The 26,969-nt window shown below is 38.9% G+C and carries 26 protein-coding genes; 24 read left to right on the top strand and 2 right to left on the bottom strand.

From position 1 onward, the window contains the following. Positions 1-477: 477 nt before the first annotated feature. From uvrB to KDN24_RS23595, 4 genes are all read left to right on the top strand, one after another. Positions 478-2,457 carry an excinuclease ABC subunit UvrB gene (uvrB, locus tag KDN24_RS23610; protein ID WP_409973396.1) on the top strand — a complete coding sequence of 660 codons (1,980 nt, stop codon included), beginning with the start codon at positions 478-480 and terminating at the stop codon, positions 2,455-2,457. Between the two features lie 7 nt (positions 2,458-2,464). Then, positions 2,465-5,341, top strand: a complete 2,877-nt coding sequence (gene uvrA, locus KDN24_RS23605; RefSeq protein WP_409973397.1) for an excinuclease ABC subunit UvrA — start codon at positions 2,465-2,467, stop codon at positions 5,339-5,341. A 285-nt stretch (positions 5,342-5,626) separates the two neighbouring features. After that, positions 5,627-6,742 (top strand): DUF4097 family beta strand repeat-containing protein, encoded by a 1,116-nt coding sequence (locus tag KDN24_RS23600; RefSeq protein ID WP_409973398.1) that lies wholly within the window; start codon positions 5,627-5,629, stop codon positions 6,740-6,742. A gap of 42 nt (positions 6,743-6,784) precedes the next feature. Next, positions 6,785-7,144, top strand: coding sequence for a phage holin family protein (locus KDN24_RS23595; protein WP_409973399.1), 360 nt, complete (start codon positions 6,785-6,787; stop codon positions 7,142-7,144). A gap of 50 nt (positions 7,145-7,194) precedes the next feature. Here KDN24_RS23595 and KDN24_RS23590 read toward each other — a convergent pair whose 3' ends face one another. After that, a complete protein-coding gene (locus KDN24_RS23590) occupies positions 7,195-7,899 on the bottom strand; it encodes an N-acetylmuramoyl-L-alanine amidase (RefSeq protein ID WP_409973464.1) in 705 nt (234 codons plus the stop codon). Positions 7,900-8,289: 390 nt separating this feature from the next. Between KDN24_RS23590 and hprK the strand changes: the two genes are divergently transcribed. The 20 genes from hprK (at position 8,290) to KDN24_RS23490 (ending at position 26,017) form a co-directional block, all read left to right on the top strand. Beyond that, positions 8,290-9,210: an HPr(Ser) kinase/phosphatase gene (gene hprK, locus KDN24_RS23585; protein WP_409973400.1), complete on the top strand. Its 921-nt coding sequence runs from the start codon at positions 8,290-8,292 to the stop codon at positions 9,208-9,210. A gap of 165 nt (positions 9,211-9,375) precedes the next feature. Then, on the top strand, positions 9,376-10,194 hold the full coding sequence (gene lgt, locus KDN24_RS23580) for a prolipoprotein diacylglyceryl transferase (RefSeq protein WP_409973401.1): 819 nt from the start codon (positions 9,376-9,378) through the stop codon (positions 10,192-10,194). Between the two features lie 125 nt (positions 10,195-10,319). Then, entirely contained in the window at positions 10,320-11,273 is a 954-nt protein-coding gene (locus tag KDN24_RS23575) for a nucleoside recognition domain-containing protein (RefSeq protein ID WP_491348192.1), read from the top strand. Then, on the top strand, positions 11,257-11,910 hold the full coding sequence (gene ppaX, locus KDN24_RS23570; RefSeq protein WP_491348191.1) for a pyrophosphatase PpaX: 654 nt from the start codon (positions 11,257-11,259) through the stop codon (positions 11,908-11,910). The genes KDN24_RS23575 and ppaX overlap by 17 nt, the downstream gene beginning before the upstream one ends. Beyond that, complete coding sequence (locus KDN24_RS23565) at positions 11,907-12,449, top strand: acyltransferase (protein ID WP_409973402.1); 543 nt, start codon at positions 11,907-11,909, stop codon at positions 12,447-12,449. The genes ppaX and KDN24_RS23565 overlap by 4 nt, the downstream gene beginning before the upstream one ends. 354 nt (positions 12,450-12,803) lie before the next feature. Further along, positions 12,804-13,988 (top strand): ATP phosphoribosyltransferase regulatory subunit, encoded by a 1,185-nt coding sequence (locus KDN24_RS23560; protein ID WP_409973403.1) that lies wholly within the window; start codon positions 12,804-12,806, stop codon positions 13,986-13,988. Then, positions 13,985-14,629, top strand: coding sequence for an ATP phosphoribosyltransferase (hisG, locus tag KDN24_RS23555; protein WP_409973404.1), 645 nt, complete (start codon positions 13,985-13,987; stop codon positions 14,627-14,629). Before KDN24_RS23560 ends, hisG begins: the two co-directional genes overlap by 4 nt. 52 nt (positions 14,630-14,681) lie before the next feature. Then, positions 14,682-15,950 (top strand): histidinol dehydrogenase, encoded by a 1,269-nt coding sequence (hisD, locus tag KDN24_RS23550; RefSeq protein WP_491348503.1) that lies wholly within the window; start codon positions 14,682-14,684, stop codon positions 15,948-15,950. A 5-nt stretch (positions 15,951-15,955) separates the two neighbouring features. Continuing rightward, positions 15,956-16,549 (top strand): imidazoleglycerol-phosphate dehydratase HisB, encoded by a 594-nt coding sequence (gene hisB, locus KDN24_RS23545; protein WP_409973405.1) that lies wholly within the window; start codon positions 15,956-15,958, stop codon positions 16,547-16,549. Between the two features lie 32 nt (positions 16,550-16,581). Next, the gene (locus tag KDN24_RS23540; protein WP_409973406.1) at positions 16,582-16,881 is read left to right on the top strand and encodes a glutamine amidotransferase-related protein; all 300 of its coding nucleotides are present in this window, start codon (positions 16,582-16,584) and stop codon (positions 16,879-16,881) included. Continuing rightward, positions 16,853-17,590 (top strand): 1-(5-phosphoribosyl)-5-[(5-phosphoribosylamino)methylideneamino]imidazole-4-carboxamide isomerase, encoded by a 738-nt coding sequence (hisA, locus tag KDN24_RS23535; protein ID WP_409973407.1) that lies wholly within the window; start codon positions 16,853-16,855, stop codon positions 17,588-17,590. The genes KDN24_RS23540 and hisA overlap by 29 nt, the downstream gene beginning before the upstream one ends. Continuing rightward, a complete protein-coding gene (gene hisF / locus KDN24_RS23530; protein WP_409973408.1) occupies positions 17,584-18,342 on the top strand; it encodes an imidazole glycerol phosphate synthase subunit HisF in 759 nt (252 codons plus the stop codon). The genes hisA and hisF overlap by 7 nt, the downstream gene beginning before the upstream one ends. Continuing rightward, on the top strand, positions 18,339-18,974 hold the full coding sequence (gene hisIE / locus KDN24_RS23525) for a bifunctional phosphoribosyl-AMP cyclohydrolase/phosphoribosyl-ATP diphosphatase HisIE (RefSeq protein WP_409973409.1): 636 nt from the start codon (positions 18,339-18,341) through the stop codon (positions 18,972-18,974). Before hisF ends, hisIE begins: the two co-directional genes overlap by 4 nt. Before the next feature lie 246 nt (positions 18,975-19,220). Further along, the gene (locus KDN24_RS23520; RefSeq protein WP_409973410.1) at positions 19,221-20,723 is read left to right on the top strand and encodes a tetratricopeptide repeat protein; all 1,503 of its coding nucleotides are present in this window, start codon (positions 19,221-19,223) and stop codon (positions 20,721-20,723) included. A gap of 286 nt (positions 20,724-21,009) precedes the next feature. Beyond that, entirely contained in the window at positions 21,010-21,960 is a 951-nt protein-coding gene (gene trxB / locus KDN24_RS23515) for a thioredoxin-disulfide reductase (protein WP_409973411.1), read from the top strand. A 476-nt stretch (positions 21,961-22,436) separates the two neighbouring features. Beyond that, positions 22,437-22,895 carry an 8-oxo-dGTP diphosphatase gene (locus KDN24_RS23510; RefSeq protein ID WP_409973412.1) on the top strand — a complete coding sequence of 153 codons (459 nt, stop codon included), beginning with the start codon at positions 22,437-22,439 and terminating at the stop codon, positions 22,893-22,895. 15 nt (positions 22,896-22,910) lie between these two features. Then, positions 22,911-23,804: an RNase adapter RapZ gene (rapZ, locus tag KDN24_RS23505; protein WP_491348190.1), complete on the top strand. Its 894-nt coding sequence runs from the start codon at positions 22,911-22,913 to the stop codon at positions 23,802-23,804. Continuing rightward, positions 23,801-24,778 (top strand): gluconeogenesis morphogenetic factor MgfK, encoded by a 978-nt coding sequence (gene mgfK, locus KDN24_RS23500; protein ID WP_409973413.1) that lies wholly within the window; start codon positions 23,801-23,803, stop codon positions 24,776-24,778. The genes rapZ and mgfK overlap by 4 nt, the downstream gene beginning before the upstream one ends. Positions 24,779-24,784: 6 nt before the next feature. Continuing rightward, the gene (gene whiA / locus KDN24_RS23495; protein WP_409973414.1) at positions 24,785-25,726 is read left to right on the top strand and encodes a DNA-binding protein WhiA; all 942 of its coding nucleotides are present in this window, start codon (positions 24,785-24,787) and stop codon (positions 25,724-25,726) included. Positions 25,727-25,759: 33 nt separating this feature from the next. Further along, on the top strand, positions 25,760-26,017 hold the full coding sequence (locus KDN24_RS23490) for an HPr family phosphocarrier protein (protein WP_409973415.1): 258 nt from the start codon (positions 25,760-25,762) through the stop codon (positions 26,015-26,017). A gap of 44 nt (positions 26,018-26,061) precedes the next feature. On the opposite strand, the gene clpP is transcribed toward KDN24_RS23490, so the two are convergent. Next, positions 26,062-26,667, bottom strand: coding sequence for an ATP-dependent Clp endopeptidase proteolytic subunit ClpP (gene clpP / locus KDN24_RS23485; RefSeq protein ID WP_409973416.1), 606 nt, complete (start codon positions 26,665-26,667; stop codon positions 26,062-26,064). Positions 26,668-26,969: the final 302 nt, after the last annotated feature.

Raw genomic sequence — 26,969 nt, 5'->3', positions numbered from 1 at the left:
CTGGCTGTCATGTTCGATCTGTATCTTGATGAACATGATAGCCTTATTTCGTCTTGGTTAAAGTTTATGACCCGATCACCAAGGAGCCTGAATAAGGTCGATTCTCAGAAGAATAGCGAAAAAATCGCCTTCAAGAGTTAGAACGAGGTCGATTCTCAGAGGAATATGGTAAGAATTGCCTTCAAAGAGTTAGAACGAGGTCGATTCTCTGAGGAAGAGTATTAGAATCGACTTCAAAGAGTCAGACGATGTCGATTCTTAAAAGAAGAGCATTAGAATCGTCCCTCAAGGAGCCTGATCGAAGTCGATTCTCGGTATAAAAAAATAAAACGAATACCCGTTCGCATTTTGCTAGTTTAATTCTCCTCTTTTGTGGTAGAATGTTTATATGAAATGGAAGTTAAAAAATAACAAAATTTATATAGAGTAATTATGTAATATCAAACTGGAACTTACTGAGGAACGGGAGGCTTTTTTGTGGAGGATCAATTTAAATTAGTTTCAAAATATACACCACAAGGGGATCAGCCTGAAGCAATCAGACAAATTGTCGAAGGGATTAATGCTGGAAAGAAGCACCAAACATTACTGGGTGCGACGGGTACTGGAAAAACATTTACGATTTCCAATGTAATAAAGGAAGTAAATCGTCCGACACTTGTCATTGCTCATAATAAAACATTAGCAGGCCAGCTGTACAGTGAGTTTAAAGATTTTTTCCCTGATAATGCAGTTGAATATTTTGTCAGCTACTATGATTATTATCAGCCAGAGGCATATGTTCCACAGACTGATACTTTCATTGAAAAAGATTCCAGCATTAATGATGAAATTGATAAACTTCGCCATTCGGCAACCTCATCATTATTTGAACGAAGAGATGTCGTTATTATCGCGAGTGTTTCGTGTATATATGGTTTAGGTTCTCCTGAGGAGTATCGAGAGCTCGTCCTATCGTTAAGAACAGGAATGGAAATGGAAAGAAACAAGCTTCTTCATAGACTAGTTGATATTCAATATGAGCGAAATGATATTGCCTTTCAACGCGGTACGTTTCGAGTAAGAGGGGATGTTGTTGAAATCATTCCTGCTTCAAAGGATGAACGCTGTATTCGCGTTGAGTTTTTTGGGGATGAAATTGATCGAATTCGAGAAGTTGATTCATTAACAGGTGAGATTATTGGGGATCGCGATCATGTTGCTATTTTTCCAAGATCACACTTTGTGACGCGTGAAGAAAAGATGCGGGCAGCCATTGAAAACATTGAAGAGGAATTAGAAGCTCAGCTCAAGGAATTAAAGGCGAACAATAAATTGCTTGAGGCTCAGCGTTTAGAACAACGTACACGCTATGATCTTGAAATGATGAGAGAAATGGGCTTCTGCTCCGGGGTTGAGAACTACTCAAGGCATTTAACACTACGTCCTCCGGGGTCAACACCATACACACTTCTTGACTTTTTCCCAGAAGATCTTCTCATTGTTATAGACGAATCCCATGTAACCTTGCCACAAGTTAGAGGAATGTATAATGGTGACCAAGCGAGAAAATCGGTGCTTGTTGAGCATGGCTTCCGTCTCCCGTCAGCGCTAGATAATCGACCACTAATGTTTGAAGAATTCGAAGAGCATATCAATCAAATTATTTATGTATCTGCAACACCTGGTCCATATGAAATGGAGCATTCACCTAAAATGGTTGAACAAATTATCCGACCAACTGGGCTGCTTGATCCGATTATTGATGTTCGTCCGATCGAAGGGCAGATTGATGACTTAATCGGTGAAATTCAAGATCGGATAAAGCGGAATGAACGAGTGCTCGTGACTACACTAACGAAAAAAATGTCAGAAGATTTGACTGATTATTTAAAGGAAATCGGTATTAAAGTTCAGTATTTGCATTCAGAAGTGAAAACGTTAGAACGGATTGAGATTATTCGAGAGCTGCGTCTCGGGACATATGATGTGTTAGTTGGGATTAACCTTTTAAGAGAAGGGCTGGATATTCCAGAGGTCTCATTAGTAGCTATTTTAGATGCGGATAAGGAAGGTTTTCTTCGTTCAGAACGTTCTCTAATCCAAACAATCGGACGTGCTGCTCGGAACGAAAACGGCTATGTCATTATGTATGCTGATCGAATGACTAATTCGATGGAGTTGGCTATTAGTGAAACGAAACGCCGTCGCGCGATTCAAGAGGAATATAACGAAAAACATGGGATTACACCGAAGACGATTCAAAAGGAAATTCGAGATGCCATCCGTGCGACATATGCAGCAGAAGATCAAGAAGAATATAAAACATCTGCGAAAATTGGGAAGCTGAACAAGAAAGAGCGTGAAAAGCTCATTACAAATATGGAAAAAGAAATGAAAGAAGCTGCAAAGGCGCTTAATTTCGAGCGGGCCGCTGAGCTTCGCGATTTAATTTTAGAGTTAAAAGCGGAAGGATGACGTATAGATGGCGATTGATAAACTAATTGTAAAAGGCGCCAGAGCACATAATTTAAAGAATATAAATGTCACAATTCCGAGAGATAAGCTTGTTGTGTTAACTGGGTTATCTGGCTCAGGTAAGTCTTCACTTGCTTTCGACACAATCTATGCGGAAGGGCAGCGCCGATATGTTGAATCATTATCAGCGTATGCCCGCCAATTTCTTGGGCAGATGGATAAGCCAGATGTAGATACGATTGAAGGACTGTCACCTGCGATTTCAATTGACCAGAAGACAACAAGTCGAAATCCTCGATCAACAGTTGGAACGGTGACAGAAATCTATGATTATTTACGATTATTATATGCAAGGATTGGACGGCCAACCTGTCCAAACCATCATATTGAAATTACTTCACAAACGATTGAGCAAATGGTTGATCGAATTCTCGAGTATCCAGAAAGAACGAAGCTGCAAGTACTGGCACCTCTTATTTCTGGCCGAAAAGGATCTCATGTTAAGGTGCTTGAAGATGTGAAAAAGCAAGGTTATGTTCGTGTTCGAATTGATGGGGAAATGTACGATCTCGGTGACGAAATTGAACTTGAGAAAAATAAAAAGCATTCAATTGAGGTTGTAATCGATCGAATTGTTGTAAAAGAGGGAATTGCTTCACGACTAGCCGATTCAGTGGAAATGGCTTTGAAGCTTGGCGATGGAAAAGTACTTGTCGATGTAATCGGTGAAGAGGAATTATTGTTCAGTGAAAACCATGCTTGCCCACATTGTGGTTTTTCAATCGGTGAATTAGAGCCGCGAATGTTTTCCTTTAACAGTCCATTCGGTGCTTGTCCGGATTGTGATGGGCTAGGTTCAAAACTTGAAGTGGATTTAGATTTAATTGTTCCAAATTATGATCTTTCCTTAAATGAAAATGCGATTGCTCCTTGGGAGCCAACAAGCTCTCAATATTATCCGCAATTATTGGAAGCTGTTTGTAAGCATTATGGGATTGATATGGATATTCCTGTTAGGGAGATTCCTGAACAGTTGTTTAACAAAATCCTGTATGGCTCAAATGGTGAAAAAATCTTTTTTCATTATGAAAATGATTTCGGGCAAGTAAGAGAGAATTATATTGAATTTGAAGGTGTTGTACGTAATGTTGAACGCCGTTTTAAGGAAACAAGCTCCGATTATATTCGAGAGCAAATGGAAAAATATATGGCTCAACAACCATGTCCAACATGTAAAGGCTACCGTTTAAAGAGGGAATCGCTTGCGGTGCTTATTTCCGGCCAGCATGTAGGGAAAATAACGTCATTATCTATTGAAGAGGCATCTAAATTTATTGAGCAGCTTACTCTGACAGAAAAAGAAATGAAGATTGCTAATCTAATTTTACAAGAAATTAAAGAACGATTAGGGTTTTTAATAAATGTAGGGCTTGATTATTTAACATTAAGTCGTGCAGCAGGAACTTTATCTGGGGGAGAGGCGCAAAGAATTCGACTCGCAACTCAAATTGGCTCTCGATTAACAGGAGTTTTGTATATTTTAGATGAGCCATCAATTGGTCTGCATCAACGAGATAATGATCGCTTAATTTCTACACTTCAAAGTATGAGAGATATCGGTAATACGCTTATCGTCGTTGAGCATGATGAGGATACGATGCTTGCCGCTGATTATTTAATTGATATTGGGCCAGGTGCAGGTGTTCACGGTGGAGAAATTGTTTCGGCTGGTACACCTGAAGAGGTGATGGCTGATCCGCAATCATTAACGGGACAATATCTCGCAGGGAAGAAGTTTATTCCGCTGCCACTGGAACGTCGTAAAGGTGATGGCCGTTTTATTGAAGTAAAAGGGGCAAAGGAAAATAATTTGAATAATGTTAGTGTCAAATTTCCACTTGGTGCATTTATTGCTGTTACTGGTGTATCAGGGTCAGGGAAAAGTACATTAATAAATGAAATTCTCTACAAATCATTAGCACAAAAGCTGTACCGTTCAAAAAGCAAGCCAGGAGAGCATAAAGAAATAAAAGGTATTGAGTATTTAGATAAAATTATTGATATCGATCAATCTCCGATAGGCCGAACTCCGCGTTCTAATCCAGCAACTTATACAGGTGTGTTTGATGATATTCGTGATGTTTTTGCGATGACAAATGAGGCAAAAGTACGCGGGTATAAAAAAGGCCGCTTCAGTTTTAATGTGAAGGGCGGCCGCTGTGAGGCATGCCGTGGGGACGGAATTATCAAAATTGAAATGCACTTTTTGCCTGATGTATATGTTCCATGTGAAGTTTGCCATGGAAAACGTTATAATCGTGAAACATTAGAGGTAACATATAAAGGGAAAAGCATTTCTGAAATTCTCGATATGACGGTTGAGGCTGCACTTGAGTTTTTCGAAAACATCCCGAAAATTAGTCGAAAGCTTCAAACGATTTATGATGTAGGCCTAGGGTATATTAAACTAGGTCAGCCAGCAACGACCCTTTCTGGTGGAGAAGCACAGCGTGTTAAGCTCGCTTCTGAGCTGCATAAGCGTTCAAATGGCCGCACTCTTTATATTTTGGATGAGCCTACTACAGGCTTACATGTTGATGATATTTCTAGATTGTTAGTCGTTCTTCAACGTCTCGTCGATAATGGTGATACTGTACTTGTTATTGAACATAATCTTGATGTCATAAAAGCGGCTGATCATTTAATTGATCTCGGACCTGAAGGTGGCGATAAGGGTGGTACAATTATTGCAACTGGTACGCCGGAGCATGTCGCCGAAATAAAAGGGTCTTATACAGGAAAATATTTAAAGCCAATTCTCGAACGTGAAAGAGAAAGAATGAAAAAACAAATTGAAGAAAAAGAGAAAATTGAAACTTTCTAAGCCAATTTTCGTAATAAAATACAAAGGGCTTGACAGTGTAATTTAAAAACTCCAACAAGACAATTTCAACACTTTTAAACTTTATTCAGCTAAGCCCCTCTTTTCAACAAAGAGTGAGATGAATGTAGTCGTATTCAATACAGCATGAGTCCAACTTAAGTTGAATGAAAGTAAAGCCTTTGGTTGCCTGAAAAATGTTTTGGGGAATTGTTTAAGCAAACTTTAAAAAATCTAAGCCAAGGCGAATTTGATTAATGGTGTCTAAAATTAGCAGGAGGGATTAGAATGCTAGATGAGCGCAAACGTATATTGAAAATGGTCGAAGAAGGTAAATTAACGGTTGATGAGGCTTTGCTATTATTAGGGGAACTTGATAAAACAAACAAAACCGTTGATCAGAAAAAAGAAGACATTATCCAAGAGATTTCTACAAGTGTTAAGTTTGAAGAAGCCAAAAAAGAAGATTCGTTCAACCAAACAATTCATTCTGTAAAGGATAAAATTGTTGATTTTGTTGATACCGTATATAAGAAAATAAAAGATGTCGACCTTGATTTTAATTTTGGTCAATCTGTAGAAATTGCTCATATCTTTCAACAGAGTGATGTGTATTTAAAGGACGTCGATATTGATATTGCCAATGGAGCAGTAAAGATTATTCCGTGGGAGCAAAGTGACGTGCGCATTGATTGTCATGCGAAAGTCTATCGGGTGGAAACGCAAGATGAGGCACGTATGAACTTTTTAAAAGATGTGACGTTCTCCATTTCTGGGCAGAAGCTCCGATTCGCCACACAGCAGAAATGGATGAAAATTGATGCGGTTATTTATATTCCGCAAACAGAGTATAATCACATTAAGGTTCGCTTGTTCAATGGCGCCATCGAGAGCCAACAGTTAAAGGTGGAAAGCTATAAAGCAAAGACTGCAAACGGGAAGATTTCACTTAGTAATATTGAAAGTAATTATGTAGATGCTGAGACAGCGAATGGCCATATTAACATACAAAAAAGCACAATTGATCAGCTTGAAGCTGAAACGTTGAATGGTGCCCTTACGATTGATGGTGATTATCGCAAGGTTGAGCTGCAATCGTTTAATGGCGATGTTTTCTGTGCTCTTACTGGTGTGAAAAGTGAATTTGTCGAGGCAAAAGCAACAACAGGCAGCATTGAATTGCATGTTCCAGAGCAAGTAGATGTTCAAGGGGAACTGAAAACGAATCTTGGAAGCTTCCATGTTAACTTAGATGGCATTCAAGTTGTTGAAGAAAAGAGTGAAGTGCTCCAAAAAGTCATGCGCTTTCAATCAATTAAAGAGCCTGAGAACGGTTTAAAACTAGTTGCTGATACGAAAACAGGCGCTATACATGTAAAAAAAGCAAAATCTGTATCTTTTTAAGCTTTTGTTGTAGGCTCACCAGATCTGAGGTGATGTAAGAAAATGAGATGGATCGTTAGCATTTTAATCAATGCAATTTTATTTATAGCGATATCTGGCTTTTTCGAAGACTCCTTTTATATTTCAGGCTTTGGAGCAGCTATTGGGGCAAGTGTTATCCTATCCTTTTTAAATATTTTAGTTCGGCCGATTTTGATCATCCTCACATTGCCCGTAACGATTTTAACACTTGGCTTTTTCCTGTTTGTTATTAATGCCATTACATTGCAAATAACAGATAAGATTATGGGAAGTTCTTTTGAAATTGCTAGTTTTGGAACAGCTCTAATCATTGCGATCGTTATGTCGCTCGCCAATCTTATTATTCAAAAGGCAGTGCTTGATCGTGCAAAGGATAAGTAATAAATATATAAGGAGGTCAGCACAAGAAGAAAATGTGCTGACCTCTTTTGTTATGATTTCTTTTCAATGTATACATACGGATCAAATCCTAGTTTTTTCAAAGCTTTTACTAATTCATCTGCATTTTTTTTATCATGGAATGCTCCAACTTGCACTTTATAGAGGTTCGGAGTTGTAGTTGGTGGTACAGGCTTTGCTCCCGTCTGCGCCGCTTTTTTAATTAATTTATAATGTTCGGCAATTGCTTTTACGATCGCTTCAGCACAAGTTTTTCTGTAAGTTTCAGATCGCAAGAGGCCAAGCTCTATTTGATTTGTATAAAACCCGCACTCCACTAAAACAGCAGGCATGGTGGTTTCACGTAAAACATGGAAATCCGCTGTTTTTACACCACGATCTTTTAAACCAGTTGAGACAATTAAGCTTTTTTGAATCTTCTGAGCAAGTTCGATTGATTGTTTAGAATGATTAGGATGAACATATGTTTCAATTCCGTTCGCATCATTCCAATTAGAACCGAATGCGTTTGCATGGATGGATACATATAGATCGACTTTGAGCTGATTGGCTTTATTTGTTCTTTCCTGTAAAGGGACATCACGCTCGTCTGAATGAGCAAAATAAACAGCTACATTGTTATAGCCTTCAAGGAACTGCTTAGCATACGTAGCGACAACTCTTGTAAATTCATATTCTTTCATTCCGTCGGGGCTACGTTTTCCAGCAGTACTGTATCCGTGACCAGCATCTAACATAATCTTCAATGCATTCACTCCTTCTAGAAATAAATATGAAATGGTTGTCTTTCCGCGGCTTAGCTTATAAAATGGACTTTTCTCTATTACTATATGTTGTAAACATGAAAAAGGACATGGAGAGGACAAGGAAGGAGGGTGTATGATGTGCTTCTTATCCAAAACCTGATTTTAATTATTAGGGTAAAGACGATTGACATTTTTTCACCGTTGCGGAATTAGAAATTTGGATCCACAGCAAAAAATGCTAAAATAAAGGAATACTGTGTGTATGACTATTTAAATTTCTATAGCCGTTCTTGATCAAAGATACTTGTGGATGGCTCGTAGCCTATAACGAAGACGGTGTAGTGAATATAAACGCTATATATTTTAGTAGGAGGGAAGCAAGTGGCTAAAGTAAGCGTAAAGGATATTATAGAAAAATTTGAACTGGAGCTCATTAGTGGGGAAGAAGGAATTAACCGTCCGATCACAACGAGTGATCTTTCAAGGCCTGGTATTGAACTAGCAGGTTTTCTCGATTATTATCCTGCTGAAAGAATTCAATTAATTGGTAAAACGGAGCTCACATTTACCGAGAAGCTGACAGATTCTGAAAAACAGCTAAGATTTGAACAGCTTTGTACAGATATCACACCAGGCATAATCATTTGCAGAGGATTAGATGTTCCGAGTATGTTAATTGAAGCATCAGAAAAAGAGGCTGTCCCCCTTTTAAGAACGAAACAAAAAACAACACGATTTTCAGGTTTGCTAACGAATTTTCTTGAGAGCAAGCTTGCTCCAACAACGGCTGTTCATGGTGTTCTTGTTGATGTATATGGGGTTGGCGTTCTTATCACTGGCAAGAGTGGTGTCGGTAAAAGTGAAACAGCGCTTGAGCTTGTAAAGCGTGGCCATCGATTAGTTGCAGATGATTGTGTGGAAATTAGACAGGAAGATGAAAATACACTTGTAGGTACTTCTCCGGAGCTCATTGAGCATTTGCTCGAGATTCGTGGATTAGGAATAATGAATGTGATGACATTGTTTGGAGCAGGAGCCGTACGCACCTTTAAACGAATATCAGTCGTTATGGACTTGGAACTATGGGATCAAAAAAAGCAATATGATAGACTTGGACTTGATGAAGAAAAAATGAAAATAATTGATACTGAATTAACGAAATTAACCATTCCTGTTCGCCCTGGTCGAAATTTAGCAGTCATCATCGAAGTGGCAGCCATGAATTTCCGCTTAAAACAAATGGGCGTAAATGCGGCTGAGCAATTCACCAACCGCCTCGCCGAACAAATGTCCGACCGCTAAACCGGTGCCAGGCACCACCAATGGACAGATCATAGCCAATTGTCTTTTTGTGGTGCCTGGCACCGGTTGTGGACAGTTGTGTGGTTTTGTACGTGTGGAGTGGACATTAAGCCTTTGGAATTAAAGTGAAATAAATGATTAAATGATTAGAAGGAGCAGTGATTTATGGAATCGACTATCCAGCCGTTAAATCCAATTGCATTTACACTCGGGCCGCTTGAAGTCCGTTGGTATGGAATTATTATTGGGATTGGCATTGCATTAGCCTTATGGCTTGTCATTAGAGAAGGGGAAAGACGTGGGCTTCACAAAGAACTATTCCCTGATTTAATGCTTTGGGCCATTCCGATTTCAATCATTTCGGCACGTATTTATTATGTTCTTTTTAAATGGGATTTCTATTCGCAAAACCCAGGTGAAATTATTAAGATTTGGGAAGGCGGTATCGCCATTCACGGAGCACTAATCGGTGCAGTTGTCACGACAATTGTTTTTGCCAAAAAAAGAAATGTTTCGTTTTGGAAGCTTGCTGATATTGCCGCACCCAGTATTATTTTAGGGCAAGCAATTGGTCGTTGGGGAAACTTTATGAATCAGGAGGCTCATGGGGGGCAAGTAGATCCAGCTGTACTCGAAAATCTTCATATTCCTCAATTTATTATTGACCAAATGACGATTCAAGGGGTTACCTATCAACCAACCTTTTTGTATGAATCAATTTGGAATATTATTGGATTTATCATTTTAATCTTATTAAGAAAAGTAAATTTACGTCGCGGTGAGTTGTTCTTATCATATGTTATTTGGTATTCAATTGGTCGCTATTTTGTCGAAGGAATGCGAACAGACAGCCTAATGTTAACGGAATACTTAAGAATTGCCCAAGCACTTTCGATCGCATTAATCGTAGGTGCAATTATCCTTATGGTCGTAAGACGAATGAAAGGATATGCAAACATCCGATATTTAGATAAAAGTGCATAGCTTCATAACTTCATTCAGCAAAAGTCTCCTACATCTTGAAGAAGTGAGATTCATTCTGGCGGCAAAATTTGTGAGAATCAAAAATCTAGGCTGATTTGATATATAAGATAGAGGGAGAGCGAGAAATGTTTGTTGAATCATCAAAAAGGGGGATATTAGTTGGTTTAAAAACAACTTGGACATTAGGGAAAATTATCTTTCCCATAACCGTAATAGTCGCCGTGCTCCAGCATACACCTGTGCTGCCATGGATAATCAAACTAATAACCCCCCTCATGAATATGATTGGTTTATCAGGCGATGCGGCCATTCCGATTGTATTAGGGAATTTCCTAAATTTATATGCAGGAATCGGAGCGATTTTATCACTTGATTTGACTGTAAAGGAAGTCTTTATTATCGCCGTTATGCTTTCCTTTTCACATAATCTTCTCGTTGAATCAAGTGTCGCCGTGAAAGTAGGAGTAAAGCTATGGATAATGGTTGCTGTAAGGGTAGGCTTAGCCATTATTTCAGCTATCATTATAAATCTTGTATGGCAAGGTGGTTCAGAAATTGCGAAATACGGATTTATCCCAGCAAAGGAAGAACAAATCGTTGGATGGGGTCCGATCCTAATAAATGCTTTAGAAAAAGCAGGGCTTGGAATATTGCAGCTTGCGATGATTGTCATCCCATTAATGATCGTTATTCAGCTACTAAAGGATTATAAGTGGCTCGCCGTCTTTTCGAAATGGATGGCTCCGATTACAAGAGGATTAGGCATGAAGGAAAATACGTCGACGACGTTAGCTGCAGGTTTATTATTCGGGCTTGCGTTTGGAGCAGGCGTGATGATTCAAGCGGTGAAAGAGGATGGAGTTAGTAAAAAAGACGCAACGATTGCCTTTATTTTTCTCGTTGCCTGTCATGCTGTCGTTGAGGATACATTAATATTCGTTCCGTTAGGCATCCCGATTCTCCCACTCTTCTTCATACGTTTAGGTGTCGCCATTTTGCTAACATTAATTGTCGCATTTATTTGGAATCGTGCAGATTTCAATAAGAGAAAGGAAACAACATATGAGCACACAAGTTAATACAGTTTTATTTGATTTAGATGGAACTTTAATTGATACGAACGAATTAATTATTGATTCATTTTTATATACGCTAAATAATTATTACCCTGAGAAATATAAGCGAAACGATGTACTGCCTTTTATGGGTCCGACTTTAAGAGAAACCTTTGAATCAATTAATCCTGAAAAAGTCGATGAAATGATTGAGGCATATCGAGAGTTCAATATTCGTAATCATGATTTGCTTGTGAAAGAATTTCCCGGTGTTTTTGAAACGATTCAGGCATTGAAGAATGCGGGCTTTAAAATAGGTATTGTGACAACAAAGGTTTTACGAACGGTTGAAAAAGGGTTAAAGCTGACAAAACTTGACCAGTTTTTCGATGTCATTGTTGCATTAGACCATGTACAAAAAGCAAAGCCAGACCCAGAACCAATTCATAAGGCATTAGAGCTTTTAGGCTCATCTCCTGAGGAAGCGATTATGGTCGGAGATAACTCACATGATATTTTAGGTGGAAAAAATGCAGGTACTAAAACAGCTGGTGTCGCCTGGAGTCTTAAAGGAAAAGAATTTTTATTAGGCTTCGAACCAGATTATATACTTGAAAACATGACCGATTTGCTCAAAATTCTCGAGGTAGAAATGAAATGAGGAGAACGGAACGATTTCCAGTCGAAGGTGCGAATTCCCTTTGGCATGTATACAAAACCGTCCCTTTTTTGAAAGTCGTTAAGAATTTTATAGTAATCCAGCTTGCGCGCTACACACCATTTTTAGGCATGAAAAATTGGCTCTATCGAACCTTTTTACGCATGAATGTTGGGGAAGAAACATCATTTGCACTCATGGTTATGCTTGATGTCATGTTTCCAGAAAAAATTAGTGTCGGCCGCAATACAGTTATTGGATACAATACAACCATTCTTGCCCATGAATATTTAATTAAAGAATATCGGCTTGGACAAGTTGAAATTGGCAGCGAAGTTATGATTGGAGCGAATTCAACCATTTTGCCCGGCATATCAATTGGAGATGGAGCCATCGTATCTGCTGGTACGCTCGTTCATAAAGATGTCCCTCCTGGCTGCTTCGTTGGGGGCAACCCAATGCGAATCATTTATACAAAAGAAGAACTTGAGGCACGTTGGGCTGATGACCCGATCTATCGTAGAGGAAACTTTATAGAATAAGATTTATCCTAATAATTAAGCTCTGTTAGCAAAAAATGCTGACAGGGCTTTTTTTTGTTTATATGACTCCTTATCCATTCCTGTTTTTTTTATCCATCACTACTTTTCTTCTCAAAAAGTTAGGTAATAAAAACTTGAACAGAATTCTAGATTAATGATTGACGGAATATGATGAGAACGTTAAAATACATATAACTTTATTTCTCTACCATATTAGCAAACTAAAGTAATTATAAAATCTTATTTTGAAGTCGAGGTCAAAAAAGAAACTGGCTCTCTCACCGAGTTCCAAAAATCCTACCTCAGATTTCTATCAAGATAGATACATATGGACTTTTTGGAAGGAGGAAAGCAGTGAGCGGCTTATTTATGTTTGAAAAACCATTAGGCATGAGAGATACATTGCCAAAATTATATGAAAGAAAACAAATCGTACGAACGAAAATAGCGAAAGAGATGACAAATTGGGGCTATCAATTTATCGAAACACCAACTCTTGAATATTACGAAACGGTCGGCTCTGCATCGGCAATCCTAGACCAACAGCTATTCAAGCTCCTTGATCAGCAAGGGCATACACTTGTTTTGCGTCCAGATATGACGGCGCCTATTGCAAGGGTTGCTGCATCTCGCCTATTGAAAAATGAATTGCCTATTCGTCTCGCTTATTCAGCAAATGTTTTTCGTGCCCAGCAAAGGGAAGGTGGAAGTCCGGCTGAATTTGAACAAATTGGGATTGAATGCATTGGCGATTCAACCATTAGCGCTGATGGAGAAGGGATTGCATTAACGATCCATTCCTTGAAAGCGGCAGGACTTGAATATTTTTCACTTTCGATCGGTCATATTGGTTTTGTAAGAATGTTTTTTCAACAAATTTTAGGGACAGATGAAAGAGTAGAGGCTTTAATAAAATATTTATTCGAGAAAAATTATGTAGGCTATCGCGAGCATGTCAAAAATCTGGCACTCTCATCCATAGATAAGCAACGCCTTCTTGATTTTTTAAAATTAAGAGGGAGGGAAGAGATCATTGAAATGGCTTATAGCCTGCTCGAAAATGATCATGGAAAAGAGGCGGTTGCTCAACTTCAACAGCTATGGGAAATGCTTATTGATTATGAACTGGAGGAAATGACAAGCTTTGATTTAACACTCGTGAGTCATATGAGTTACTATACCGGAATTGTTTTTGAAGTGTATGCAGGTCATATTGGATATCCAATTGGCAATGGTGGACGTTATGACATGCTACTCGAAAAATTCGGGAAATCAACTGGGGCGACCGGTTTCGCTCTGCGAATGGATCGTCTCATTGAAGCACTCCATAGTGACATTCAATGTAAACCTGTTGCATGTATATTATTTAGTCAAGAACGTCGAAAAGAAGCTTTTCAATTCGCACAGAAAGAGCGCCAATTAGGGAAAAAGATTATCCTCCAAGATATAAATGGGGTAAAGGACATTGATAAATGTACGAAATACTACGAAGACATCATCTTTTTAGTCGGTAAAGCTGGAAAAGAGGCGGTTACATGAGAGAGAGATTAACAATTGCTATGCCAAAGGGGCGAATATTCAATGATGCGGTTGAGATTCTCTGTCAAGCAGGCTTTCGATTGCCGCCAGAATTTGATGATTCTAGAAAATTGATTATTGATGTTCCAGAAGAAAACTTTCGCTTCATTTTAGCTAAGCCAATGGATGTTCCTATTTATGTGGAGCACGGTGTTGCTGACCTCGGAATTGCTGGGAAGGATGTTCTGCTTGAAGAGGAAAGAATTGTATATGAACTCCTCGATTTAAAAATTAGCGCTTGCTATCTCGCTGTGGCTGGATTGCCAAATACGAAAATGAATGACATCGCACCAAAAATTGCTACAAAATATCCGAATGTGGCATCAGCTTATTTTCGAGAACAAGGTGAGCAGGTGGAAGTCATTAAGCTGAACGGTTCGATCGAGCTAGCTCCTTTAATCGGTCTTGCTGATCGAATTGTTGATATTGTCTCAACTGGGAGAACTTTAAAGGAAAATGGCTTAGTGGAATATGAAAAAATAGTTGAAATTACTTCTAGGCTAATCGTAAACCCAGCAAGCTTTCAACTGAAGGATGATCGTATTCGTGAGCTTGTTGAACGATTAAGTGAAATAAAGAGATTACAAAGCAGCGAATTTTGATTAGAGCATGGAAGAACACTGGGTGCATCAGCCATTAAGGAGTGAATCGATGTTGCGGATTTTAAAAGTAAGTGACGATCTATCTATTAAACGATCTGTTGATAGCGGAACAGAAGAGCAGCGAGCTATTGTTAAAACAATTATTGAGTCGGTTCGCAAAAGTGGGGATCAGGCATTAACTGCATTTACGGAGAAGTTTGATGGAATTTTATTGACAGCGTTCACCGTAACGGATGCGGAGAAACGAGAAGCTTATCTAGAAATTAATGAGGACACTCTTGAGATTATAAAAGCAGCTGCCAAAAATATTCGTTCCTTCCATGAAAAGCAGCTCCGCCCTTCTTGGATGACAACAGCTGAAAATGGCTCGATTCTTGGCCAGAAGGTAACTCCGCTTGATTCTGTTGGCCTATATGTGCCAGGTGGAACAGCCGCTTATCCTTCCTCAGTGTTAATGAATGTCATTCCTGCAAAGGTGGCTGGAGTGAAGAGAATCGTCATTACTTCACCCCCTAATAAAAAAACAGGCAAGCTTCCAGCCGCCGTACTCGTAGCAGCACAAGAGGCAGGTGCGGAAGAAATATATAAAATCGGCGGTGCACAAGCAATAGCAGCACTTGCCTATGGAACAGAAACGATTGATCGTGTTGATAAAATAACAGGACCAGGCAATTTATATGTTGCTTTAGCAAAACGTGAGGTTTTTGGAGATGTTGACATTGATATGATTGCAGGTCCGAGCGAAATCGCCATTCTTGCCGATGATACAGCAAAACCAGAGGAAGTTGCGGCTGATTTATTATCACAAGCGGAGCATGATGTATTTTCCTGCAGCATTCTTGTTACCCCTTCACAGTCTTTAGCTGATGAGGTAGCGAAGGAAGTTGACAAGCAGTTATCTCAGCTTCCTCGACAAGAAATTGCTGCACAATCCATTGAAAACTTCGGTGCCATTTATGTGACGAATACGATGGATGAAGCAGTTGAGACGATCAATCGTCTTGCACCAGAGCATTTAGAAATTTTAACGAAAAATGCGTTTGAATATATCGGGCAGATCCGCCATGCAGGTGCTATTTTCATTGGGAGATTTAGTCCTGAACCTGTTGGGGATTATTTTGCAGGACCTAATCATGTGTTGCCAACGAACGGCACAGCTCGCTTTTCAAGCCCTTTAAATGTGGAAGATTTTCAAAAGAAATCGAGCATTATTTTTTACAGTGAAAAAGCTTTAAGGGAGAACGGAGAAAAAATTGCTTCATTTGCAAGGCTTGAAGGGCTTGAAGCACATGCGAGGGCAATTGAAATTCGGTTGAAATAGGAGGAATGAGGGTGACTAGAGTTTCAGAAACAACGAGAAAAACAAATGAGACAGATATTTATTTATCGATGAACCTTGATGGCCAAGGGGAAAGTCAATTGGCTACAGGTGTCCCGTTTTTAACTCATATGCTTGATTTATTTACGAAGCATGGGCAGTTTGATTTAACTGTGAACGCTAAAGGGGATATTGAAATCGATGATCACCATACGACAGAGGATATCGGTATTTGCCTTGGACAAGTGATAAAGGAAGCGCTAGGCAATAAGGAAGGAATCAATCGCTATGGAAATGCGTTCGTGCCGATGGATGAGGCTCTCGCTCAAGTTGTAATTGATTTAAGCAATCGTCCACATTTAGAAATGCGGGCGGAATTTCCGAGTAAGAAAGTAGGCACATTCGATACGGAGCTAGTCCGTGAATTTCTATGGAAGCTTGCCCTTGAAGCGAGGATGAATCTTCACGTTATCGTTCACTATGGTCACAATACTCACCATATGATCGAGGCGATTTTTAAAGCATTAGGACGTTCATTAAAAGAAGCGACAACCGTCGATCCACAAATGAAAGGAGTTCCTTCAACGAAAGGGCTGTTATAAATGATAGGCCTCATTGATTATGGCATGGGTATATGGGCTGGAATCGCTTGGAATTTATGAAGGAAAACCCTATTTTTCAATATGTGAACGAAGACTACGTTTATTTTGTACACTCGTATTATGTTAAATCATCGGATGAGGATGTCATATTAGCAAAGAGTCTATACGAAGGGAAGGCTATTCCAGCGGTTGTAGGAAAAGGAGATGTGATCGGGATGCAATTTCATCCCGAAAAAAGCAGCAAGCTTGGAATGGCATTACTGCATAATTTTACAAGGATAGTAGAGAAAGGAGGCGTCATTCATGAGTTTTACAATATATCTGGCAATTGATATGAGGGGCGGCAAATGTGTGCGCTTGCTGCAGGGGGATTACCAGCAGGAAACCGTTTATGGTGATTCTCCTTTTGAGATGGCAAAAAGGTTTGCTGCTGCAGGGGCCAGCTGGATTCATATGGTTGATCTTGACGGAGCGAAGGATGGTAAAAGAGTGAATGATGCATTTGTCATTAAGGCTGCCACCGAATTAAAGGTACATATTCAAATTGGCGGCGGCATTCGTACAGAAGCAGACATCATTCATTATTTAGAAAATGGCATAGCACGTGTCATTATCGGAAGTGTGGCTGTTTCTAACCCACAATTTGCCATTGAGATGCTCAAGAAATATGGCAGCCGAATTGCGGTCGGACTTGATGCAAAGAATGGATATGTTGCAACAGATGGCTGGCTAAATACTTCTGAGATGAAGGCAGTCGAGCTTGGAAAACGCTTTGCTGAAGCAGGAGCGGAAACATTTATTTTTACAGATATTGCAACAGATGGAATGCTTTCCGGACCGAATGTTGAAGCTGTGAGGCAGCTGGCGAAAGAAACGAAGAAAAGTGTGATAGCTTCAGGTGGCATTAGCAAGCTTGCTGATTTAGCTAGCTTAAAGAAGTTTAATGAAGAGGGTGTTTCAGGTGTAATTATTGGCAAAGCAATTTATGAAGGACGTTTTTCAGTATTGGAAGCACTTGATGAGGTGAGGGCTACATGTTAACGAAACGAATTATTCCATGCTTAGATGTAAAAGATGGACGGGTAGTAAAAGGCATTCAGTTCGTACAGCTTCGGGATGCTGGAGACCCAGTTGAGCTCGCTCGTTTTTATGATGAACAAGGTGCTGATGAGCTTGTTTTTCTTGATATATCAGCGTCAGTCGAAGGACGTCAAACAATGGTTCATGTCGTCAAAGCCGTTGCGTCTGAACTTGCCATCCCCTTTACAGTCGGTGGGGGAATCAACTCATTAGATGATATGAAAAGAATATTGAGAGCAGGTGCAGATAAAGTATCTATAAATACTGCTGCTGTAAACAATCCTCAATTAATTTCAGAGGGTGCAGCGTTTTTCGGCTCCCAATGTATTGTCGTGGCAATTGACGCAAAATATGATCCGGATCTGGGCTCATGGCGGGTGTATACACATGGCGGAAAAACACCGACAGCTTGGGAAGTCATTGACTGGGCAAAAAAAGTAGTTGTTCTTGGTGCCGGGGAAATTTTACTGACGAGCATGGATTGTGACGGTGAGAAAAACGGGTTTAATCTTCCATTAACGAAAGCGGTTAGTGAAGCTGTATCTATTCCGGTAATTGCTTCAGGTGGGGCAGGAAATGCGGCGCATTTTGCTGAAGCTTTTATGGATGGGAAGGCAGACGCTGCTCTCGCTGCTTCTATCTTTCACGATAAAGAAACATCTGTAACGGAAGTAAAAACTTATTTAAAGGAAAAAGGGGTGAGTGTCCGATGAATATCGAAGAAATTGTCTTTGATGGGCAAGGCCTTATCCCAGCAATTGTTCAAGATGCAAGGACGAAAGAAGTACTGACCCTTGCTTATATGAATCGAGAATCACTTGAAAAATCAATCGAAACAGGCGAGACGTGGTTTTTCAGTCGTTCACGACAAGAGCTTTGGCATAAAGGAGAAACAAGCGGAAACACCCAGAAAATTAGTGAAATGAAATGGGATTGTGACAGAGATTCGATCGTCGTCCTTGTTGAACCTGCTGGTCCCGCATGTCATACCGGAGCTAAAAGCTGCTTCTCGGAGGGGATTTATGGAAATGCTGAACGTTCAAGTACTCCTAACACTCAAATTCTTCTCGAACTTGAAGAAATTATTAATGAGCGGGAGCTGCAGCGTCCGGAAGGAGCTTATACGACATATTTATTCGAAAAGGGCCTCGATAAAATGTTGAAGAAGGTTGGTGAAGAAGCTTCTGAAGTTATTATCGCTGCAAAAAATCGTGATATTGAAGAGCTAAAATGGGAAGTGGCAGACTTACTTTTCCATTTGCTTGTTTTATTACGGGAGCAGCAGTTACCTTTAAAAGAAGTTTTGAGTGTACTGGAAAAAAGGCGGGAAAAATCGGCTGAATAACGGTCGATTTTTTTATTATTTATTATGAAAAAATTTCTTTGATGATCATTCTTTTTATATTGGCTCTGTGAAAGGACAATGTTGACTTTTGCACCCGTTGATTGGAGCGGAAATCAACAGCCATGTTTATAGAGGCTTTATTTAAAAAATATGGCAACTTGAATTTGATTTCGCCTATCCCTTCTCCAAGAGCTTGCTCATATGATATACTACTTGAGGCAAATAAGAATGGTGGATGATTTTTTTATGAGTAAAGACTCTAAAGCAAGACAAACAAAAGGGAAAATATTGTCCTTTAATCCGACAGGTGAATATTATTTTACGAAAGGATTAAAGGCATATCATAAACGCGATCTTAAAAGAGCAAAAAAATATATACAACGTGCGATGCAGCTAGAGCCAGATGAACCGATGATTGTCTGCCAATTAGCGATTATTTGCTCTGAAACAGGCGAGTATCACTATGCCAACCAATTATTGCATAAAATTCTTGAAGAGCTTGATGCAGATATGGTGGAATGTCATTATTTCCTTGCTAATAACTATGCCCATCTAGGGTTCTTTAAGGATGCTTACCGTCATGCAAATATCTATTTAGATTTTGAAGAAGACGGGGAGTTTGCTGATGATGCGATCGATTTGCTTGAAGTATTGACATTGGAAGCAGAGGAAATGGATGAAGAGCTATATGAAGATGAAGAATTAATTACGAAACAAGAGCAAGCGAGAGAGCTGCTTGAATCAGGTCATTTTCCAAAGGCTGTCGAAATTCTTAATTCTGTCATTGTTGATTACCCAGAATATTGGTCTGCTTATAATAATCTTGCTCTTGCCTATTTCTACTTAGGTGAGACACAAAAATCTGCAGAAATTTTAGAGAAGGTTTTCAAGGAAAATCCGGGAAATTTACACGCACTTTGCAATAAGCTTGTATTTGCTTTTTATGAACGAAACTTTAAAGAAGTTAATGTGATGAAGGAGATTTTGAAAAAAATTAAGCCTTTATCGTTTGAGCATCAATTTAAGCTTGGGGCAACCTTTGCTTTAATTGGTGAATATGAGGCAGCTTTTTCATGGCTGCGAAAGCTTGAGAAAAAAGGTTTTGATGGGGATGGCGCTTTTTATTATTGGCTTTCTTATGCTGCTTATTTTACCGGCAGGGAACAGCTTGCCCATTCAGCTTGGGAAAAAGCAGTTAAGCTAAACCCAGAGAAAGTGGGCTTCGAGCCTTGGAATGATGAAAAGACTAGTCATGATGGTTTTGAAAATCATTATACATCCATCCTTAAAAAGCTAAGCAGTGATTATATTGAAGAGCGGTTTTTTGCCTTATTTTTAACCTCGATATCTTATCGGAAAGAGGATTTATTCGGAACGGAAGAGATAAATCAAAATAAAAAATTCTCACATTTAGAGCGAGAATATTTATCTTTTATTCGTGCGGAAAATAAGTCAAATCAAATGAATATCATTGCAGCACATAAAACTGCAGAGCTTCTATATGAAAAATATCATCCTATTGGTACTGTTGAAGTTGGCTTATTTTTAATGTGGTTTTCCATTTATGTTGAAATCGTAAATCATAATTTGCCACTGAAAAATCATCATGCTTGGGCAGCTGCTGTTGAATATGTATGGCGAAAATTGAGAGGAGAAAAAGAATCACAGCAAAAAATGGCTAGTGATTATCATATTTCTTCGTCAACTTTAAGCAAATATATTAAATTAGTGAACAATTTCATTAAGTGAGCAGATATTTGGACGAAAGTCGTTTATTTTTATAGGATAATATTAGAAAGCATATACTATAAACATACATTCAACTTTATTCAACGCCATTGACGGAAATGTCGGAAGAGGGTGCAAATATGCAGCTGATATTTTTCTACGTATACATCTTGGCTGAATAAAGTGAACGCAACGGCTGTCTTAGATAAATGATATTGAAAAATCTAGGACTAAAAGACCGAGGCATATTTTGATGGCAACTTTCAAAATGCCATGCACTGTACTGTAATCGGAGGAGTGAGACAACGTGACTGAAGAAAAAATTTATGACGTTATTATTGTCGGCGCAGGACCAGCCGGTATGACAGCTGCTGTATATACATCTCGAGCAAATTTATCAACTTTAATGATCGAACGTGGCGTTCCTGGTGGACAAATGGCCAACACGGAAGAAATTGAAAACTACCCAGGATTTGAAACGATTTTAGGTCCTGATTTATCAACAAAAATGTTTGAGCACGCGAAAAAATTCGGTGCTGAATATGCTTACGGTGATATTAAGGAAGTTATTGATAGAGAAGATTATAAAACAGTTGTAGCAGGTTCAAAGCAATATAAGGGCCGTGCTATCATCATTTCAACTGGTGCAGAATATCGCAAGCTTGGTGTTCCTGGTGAAAAAGAACTTGGTGGACGTGGCGTTTCTTATTGTGCCGTTTGTGATGGTGCTTTCTTTAAAGGAAGAGAACTTGTCGTCATTGGTGGTGGAGATTCTGCTGTTGAAGAAGGTGTTTATTTAACGCGCTTCGCTTCAAAAGTTACGATTATCCATCGTCGGGATGAGCTTCGCGCACAAGCGATTTTACAGCAGCGTGCATTTGATAATGAAAAGATTGATTTTATTTGGAGCCATACCGTCAAGCAAATTAATGATAAAGATGGCAAAGTAGGAAGCGTGACACTTGTTTCAACAAAAACAGGTGAAGAGAAAGAATATAGTGCGGATGGCGTATTCGTCTATGTAGGAATGATTCCACTTTCTAAGCCATTTGCAAGCTTAGGCATTACGAATGAGAATGGCTATATCGAAACAAATGAGAATATGGAAACGAAGGTTCCTGGTATTTTTGCTGCTGGGGATATTCGTGAGAAACTGCTTCGCCAAATCGTTACAGCTACTGGCGATGGCAGTATTGCTGCCCAAAGTGCCCAACACTATATCGAAGAATTAAAAGAAAGCTTAAAAACGAAAGCGTAACATTAGAAAAACGCAGACATTCGCAAGTATTTAGCGCTCGTCTGCGTTTTTTTGATATCATTATGAGATATACTATTGTACGTTAGTAATCTTAAATTAGAAAAGCTACACATGGCTTATTGTAGAGCTTTTCAATTCTTTACAAAAAGTTATTGCAATTTAATTATTCTGTAACAGTGGTGAAACAAATATCAGCTATTATTGAAGATGAAATTGACCCCCTTTTAAAGATATATTTTTTCTTAGCGCAGGTAAACTGTGCTTTTTTTTTGTAAAAAATTGGTGCTTGTTTTATCACAGATAAAAAAATGTTTTAATATTTAACGAAAATGACTGGAACCTTCTATTAATTGTGACCGTATAACAAAAGTAGTATAATAAAATATACATTAACTCTGTCGAAATAATAAAATTAGCCGGGCGTTTTGCCTAACCTCGAGAGCTTCTGTCCTAGGTTAAAAATAGAGGTGAAAGAATTGCAGCGAGTCACTAACTGTGTACTTTTAAAAGATGATCAAGTTTTGTTATTACAAAAGCCGAGTCGCGGCTGGTGGGTAGCTCCAGGCGGGAAGATGGAGCAGGGTGAATCAGTTAGGGATTCATGCATTCGCGAGTTCAGAGAAGAAACAGGCATTTATTTACGCAATCCGAAGATTAAAGGGATCTTTACTTTCATTATGAAAGAAGGAGACAAAATTGTATCGGAATGGATGATGTTTACTTTCTTTGCAACTGAAGCAGACGGGCTAAATTTGGATGAATCAGAAGAAGGGAAAATTCATTGGCACCCTTTTGAACATATTAAAAACCTTCCAATGGCTGCAGGGGACTACCATATATTAGAATATATGATTCATGGAAAAGGCATCATTTATGGGACATTCACCTATACACCAAGCTTCGAATTAATAAGTTATCGGCTAGATCCAAGTTAGAGGGGGAAAATAAGCATGAGTATAGGCGCCACAAATGAAACTCAGATGGTCATAATAACAGGAATGTCTGGTGCAGGAAAAACAGTTGCCATTCAAAGTTTTGAGGATCTTGGTTTTTTCTGCGTAGATAATTTGCCGCCAACTTTATTACCTAAATTGCTTGAATTGATGAAGGATGCTGGGAATAAAATGAATAAAGTTGCGCTTGTTATGGATCTTCGTGGCCGAGAGTTTTTTGAACATTTGTTCATTGCACTTGATGATCTTTCAGAAACATCTTGGGTGACGCCGCAAATTCTTTTCCTTGATGCGGATGATGCAACATTAGTGAGAAGATATAAGGAAACGAGAAGATTTCATCCGCTTGCACCCTCTGGACTTCCGTTAGAAGGAATTAAATTAGAACGCGAGCTTTTGGATGAACTGAAGGGAAGAGCCAAGCTTATTTTTAATACGACCCATTTGAAGCCGAGAGAACTTCGTGAGAAAATTCAAATGGAATTTTCGATCAATAAATCAACGCTCTTCACCGTAAATCTAATGTCTTTTGGCTTTAAACATGGGTTGCCGATTGATGCTGATCTTGTTTTTGATGTTAGGTTTTTGCCGAACCCTCATTATATTGATCATATGCGCCCGAAAACGGGATTGGATGAGGAAGTATCGACTTACGTACTGAAATGGACGGAAACACATAAATTTCTCGAAAAAGTAACGGAATTATTAAGCTTTATGCTTCCGCATTATAAAAGAGAAGGCAAGGCGCAGCTCGTCATTGCAATCGGTTGTACGGGAGGCCAACATCGCTCTGTAGCTATTTCAGAATATCTAGGTAATTATTTTAAAAATGATTATCCAACTCGTATTACGCACCGTGATATTCAGAGGAGAAAGGATAATGGGAAATGAGTGCAAACAGACAGCCAAGAATCGTCATAATCGGTGGAGGAACAGGCCTTCCTGTTCTATTAAGAGGATTAAAGCAATATCCTCTTGATATTACAGCAATTGTAACAGTAGCCGATGATGGCGGCAGCTCTGGGAGATTAAGAAATGATTTGCATATTCCGCCGCCTGGTGATATCCGTAATGTATTAGCTGCATTATCCGATGTTGAGCCGCTGGTAGAGGAGATGTTTCAGCATCGTTTTACAACTTCAAATGAATTGTCAGGTCACTCACTTGGTAATTTGATTCTGGCTGCAATGACTTCCATAACAGGGAATTTTGTTCATGCTATTCAGGAAATGAGCAAAGTATTAAATGTACGCGGGAAAGTGTTGCCGGCAGCAAATCAAAGTGTTATTTTACATGCTGAGATGGAAGATGGAACGATTGTATCTGGTGAGTCGAAGATTCCTTATTCCGGGAAAAAAATAAAAAAGGTATTTTTGACACCGAATAATATTAAGCCGCTTCCAGAAACTATTTCTGCCATTAGAAAAGCAGATTTAATTATTATCGGACCGGGAAGTTTGTATACGAGTATTTTGCCAAATTTACTCGTTCCGAAGCTTGGAGCTGAAGTATGTCGTTCCTCTGCTAAAAAGGTATATGTATGTAACTTAATGACACAAGCGGGTGAGACGTATAATTTTACAGCAAGTGACCATGTGAAAGCGATCTATGATCATATGAGCTGTGCTTTTATGAACACGATTCTTGTAAATAATGATAATATCCCTTTACAAGTTCAAGAACGTTATCGAGAAGAAAAGGCAAAGCCTGTCGTTTTCGATGTTGAACGTCTTCATGAATTAGGGCTTGAAGTGATTTCAGGCGAAATTGTCACACTGAAAAACGGCAAAATTCGTCACGATACGAAGGTTGTTGCAGAGCTTTTATATTCTTTAATTAATAAGGAAAAGAACAAGCGGAGGTGAAGGAAATTGTCTTTCGCTTCAGAAACGAAAAAGGAATTAACGAATCTTGAAGTTAAAGATTGCTGCGGAAAAGCAGAACTATCAGCACTTATTCGGATGAATGGTTCGATTTCTTTTTCAAATAGAAAGTTAGTTGTCGACATCCAAACAGAAAATGCTGCGATCGCAAGAAGAATTTATATTCTAATAAAAAGGAATTATAATGTACAAGTAGAACTCCTTGTTCGAAAAAAAATGAGGCTAAAAAAGAATAACGTGTATATCGTACGATTGTCAGAGAAAGCAAATGAAATTCTTGATGATCTAAAAATTTTAAGTGAAGGCTTCGTTTTTACGCATGATATTTCTGCAGAGCTAATTAAAAAGAAATGCTGTAAGCGTTCTTATTTACGCGGTGCTTTTCTTGCAGGTGGATCCGTTAATAATCCCGAAACATCGTCCTATCATCTTGAAATTTTTTCACTTTATAAAGAGCATAATGACTCTTTAAGTGAATTAATGAATACATTTGGTTTGAATAGTAAAACATTAGAACGAAAAAAAGGGTTTATTACTTACTTAAAGGAAGCAGAAAAAATTACTGATTTCTTAAGCATTATCGGTGCTCATAGCGCATTGCTGAAATTTGAAGATATCCGGATTGTTCGAGATATGAGAAACTCAGTGAATCGACTTGTCAATTGTGAAACAGCAAACTTAAATAAAACGATTGGTGCTTCGCTTAGACAGGTTGAAAACATTCGCTATATTGCTGACTCGGTCGGCCTTCATATTTTACCTGATAAATTACGAGAAATTGCAGAGCTTCGTGTCGCCCATCAGGATGTCACATTAAAGGAACTTGGAGAGATGGTTTCTGGGGGCAGCATTAGTAAATCTGGCATTAATCATCGTTTAAGAAAGATTGACGAAATTGCAGACAAATTGCGGGCTGGAGAGACGATTTAAATAAATGAATTGGATTAGGGAGGTAAGAGAGACATGGTGGAAAAACAAATAGAAGTGAAATTAAAAACAGGTTTGCAGGCAAGACCAGCAGCTTTGTTCGTTCAAGAAGCAAATCGCTTTTCATCTGATGTATTTGTAGAAAAGGACGGAAAAAAAGTAAATGCCAAAAGCATTATGGGATTGATGAGTCTTGCGATTAGTTCAGGCTCAGTGATCACATTAATAGTCGACGGTAAAGATGAAGTTGAGGCAATTGCAGAACTGGCTGAGTATATTCAACAAAATCAATAAAAAAACAACTCGCACAAAAAATGCGAGTTGTTTTTTTGCTTACATTATTTGCCCTTTTTCTCAGTTCCAGGATTACGTGTGATGATTTTATCAACTAATCCGTACTCAACAGCTTTTTCAGCCGTCATGAAGTTATCACGATCCGTGTCTTTTGCAATAACTTCAAGCGGTTGACCAGTACGTTCAGAAAGAATTTTATTAAGCTTATCACGTAAGAATAAAATCCGTTTAGCAGCAATCTCAATTTCTGTAGCTTGACCTTGAGCTCCACCTAATGGTTGGTGAATCATGACTTCACTATTTGGAAGTACATAACGCTTGCCCTTTTCACCAGCAGCCAGAAGAAAAGCACCCATAGAAGCAGCCATACCCGTACATACGGTTGAAACATCGGCTTTAATAAATTGCATCGTATCATAAATAGCCATACCTGCTGTAATACTTCCGCCAGGGCTGTTAATGTACAATGTAATATCTTTCTCAGGGTTTTCAGCTTCCAAGAATAACAATTGCGCCACAATCGAGTTAGCTACATTGTCATCAATAGCGCTGCCAAGCATAATAATACGGTCTTTTAGAAGTCGGGAGTAAATATCATATGCACGCTCCCCGCGGCTTGTTTGTTCAATAACTGTAGGGATTAAATTCATCTTTTAATTCCTCCTTTAAAAATAAGGGTAATTATAACATATTCGCAAAAAAAACTGCTTTTACCTTCATTCAACTGCAAAAATCAACTCACTTTTAAAGTGTCGAAGACTATCCGAGGATTTTAAGCCATAGCTGAATAAAGTTAAAGTCATAGGCGATTGCCTCAAGGCTCAAATTCACCTTGGCGAATTTGATTAACTAACTTCATGATACACTGATGGTCAATAAAGGTCAAACAATTGACTTGAAAAGAAGCCGATGATTTATTCGACAGCTGGGTTTACTGTTAGCCAATGTTTTC

This window comes from Cytobacillus sp. Bva_UNVM-123, assembly GCF_046351715.2.
Lineage (GTDB): Bacteria > Bacillota > Bacilli > Bacillales > Cytobacillaceae > Cytobacillus.
This window is presented reverse-complemented; position numbering and strand designations above follow the sequence as displayed.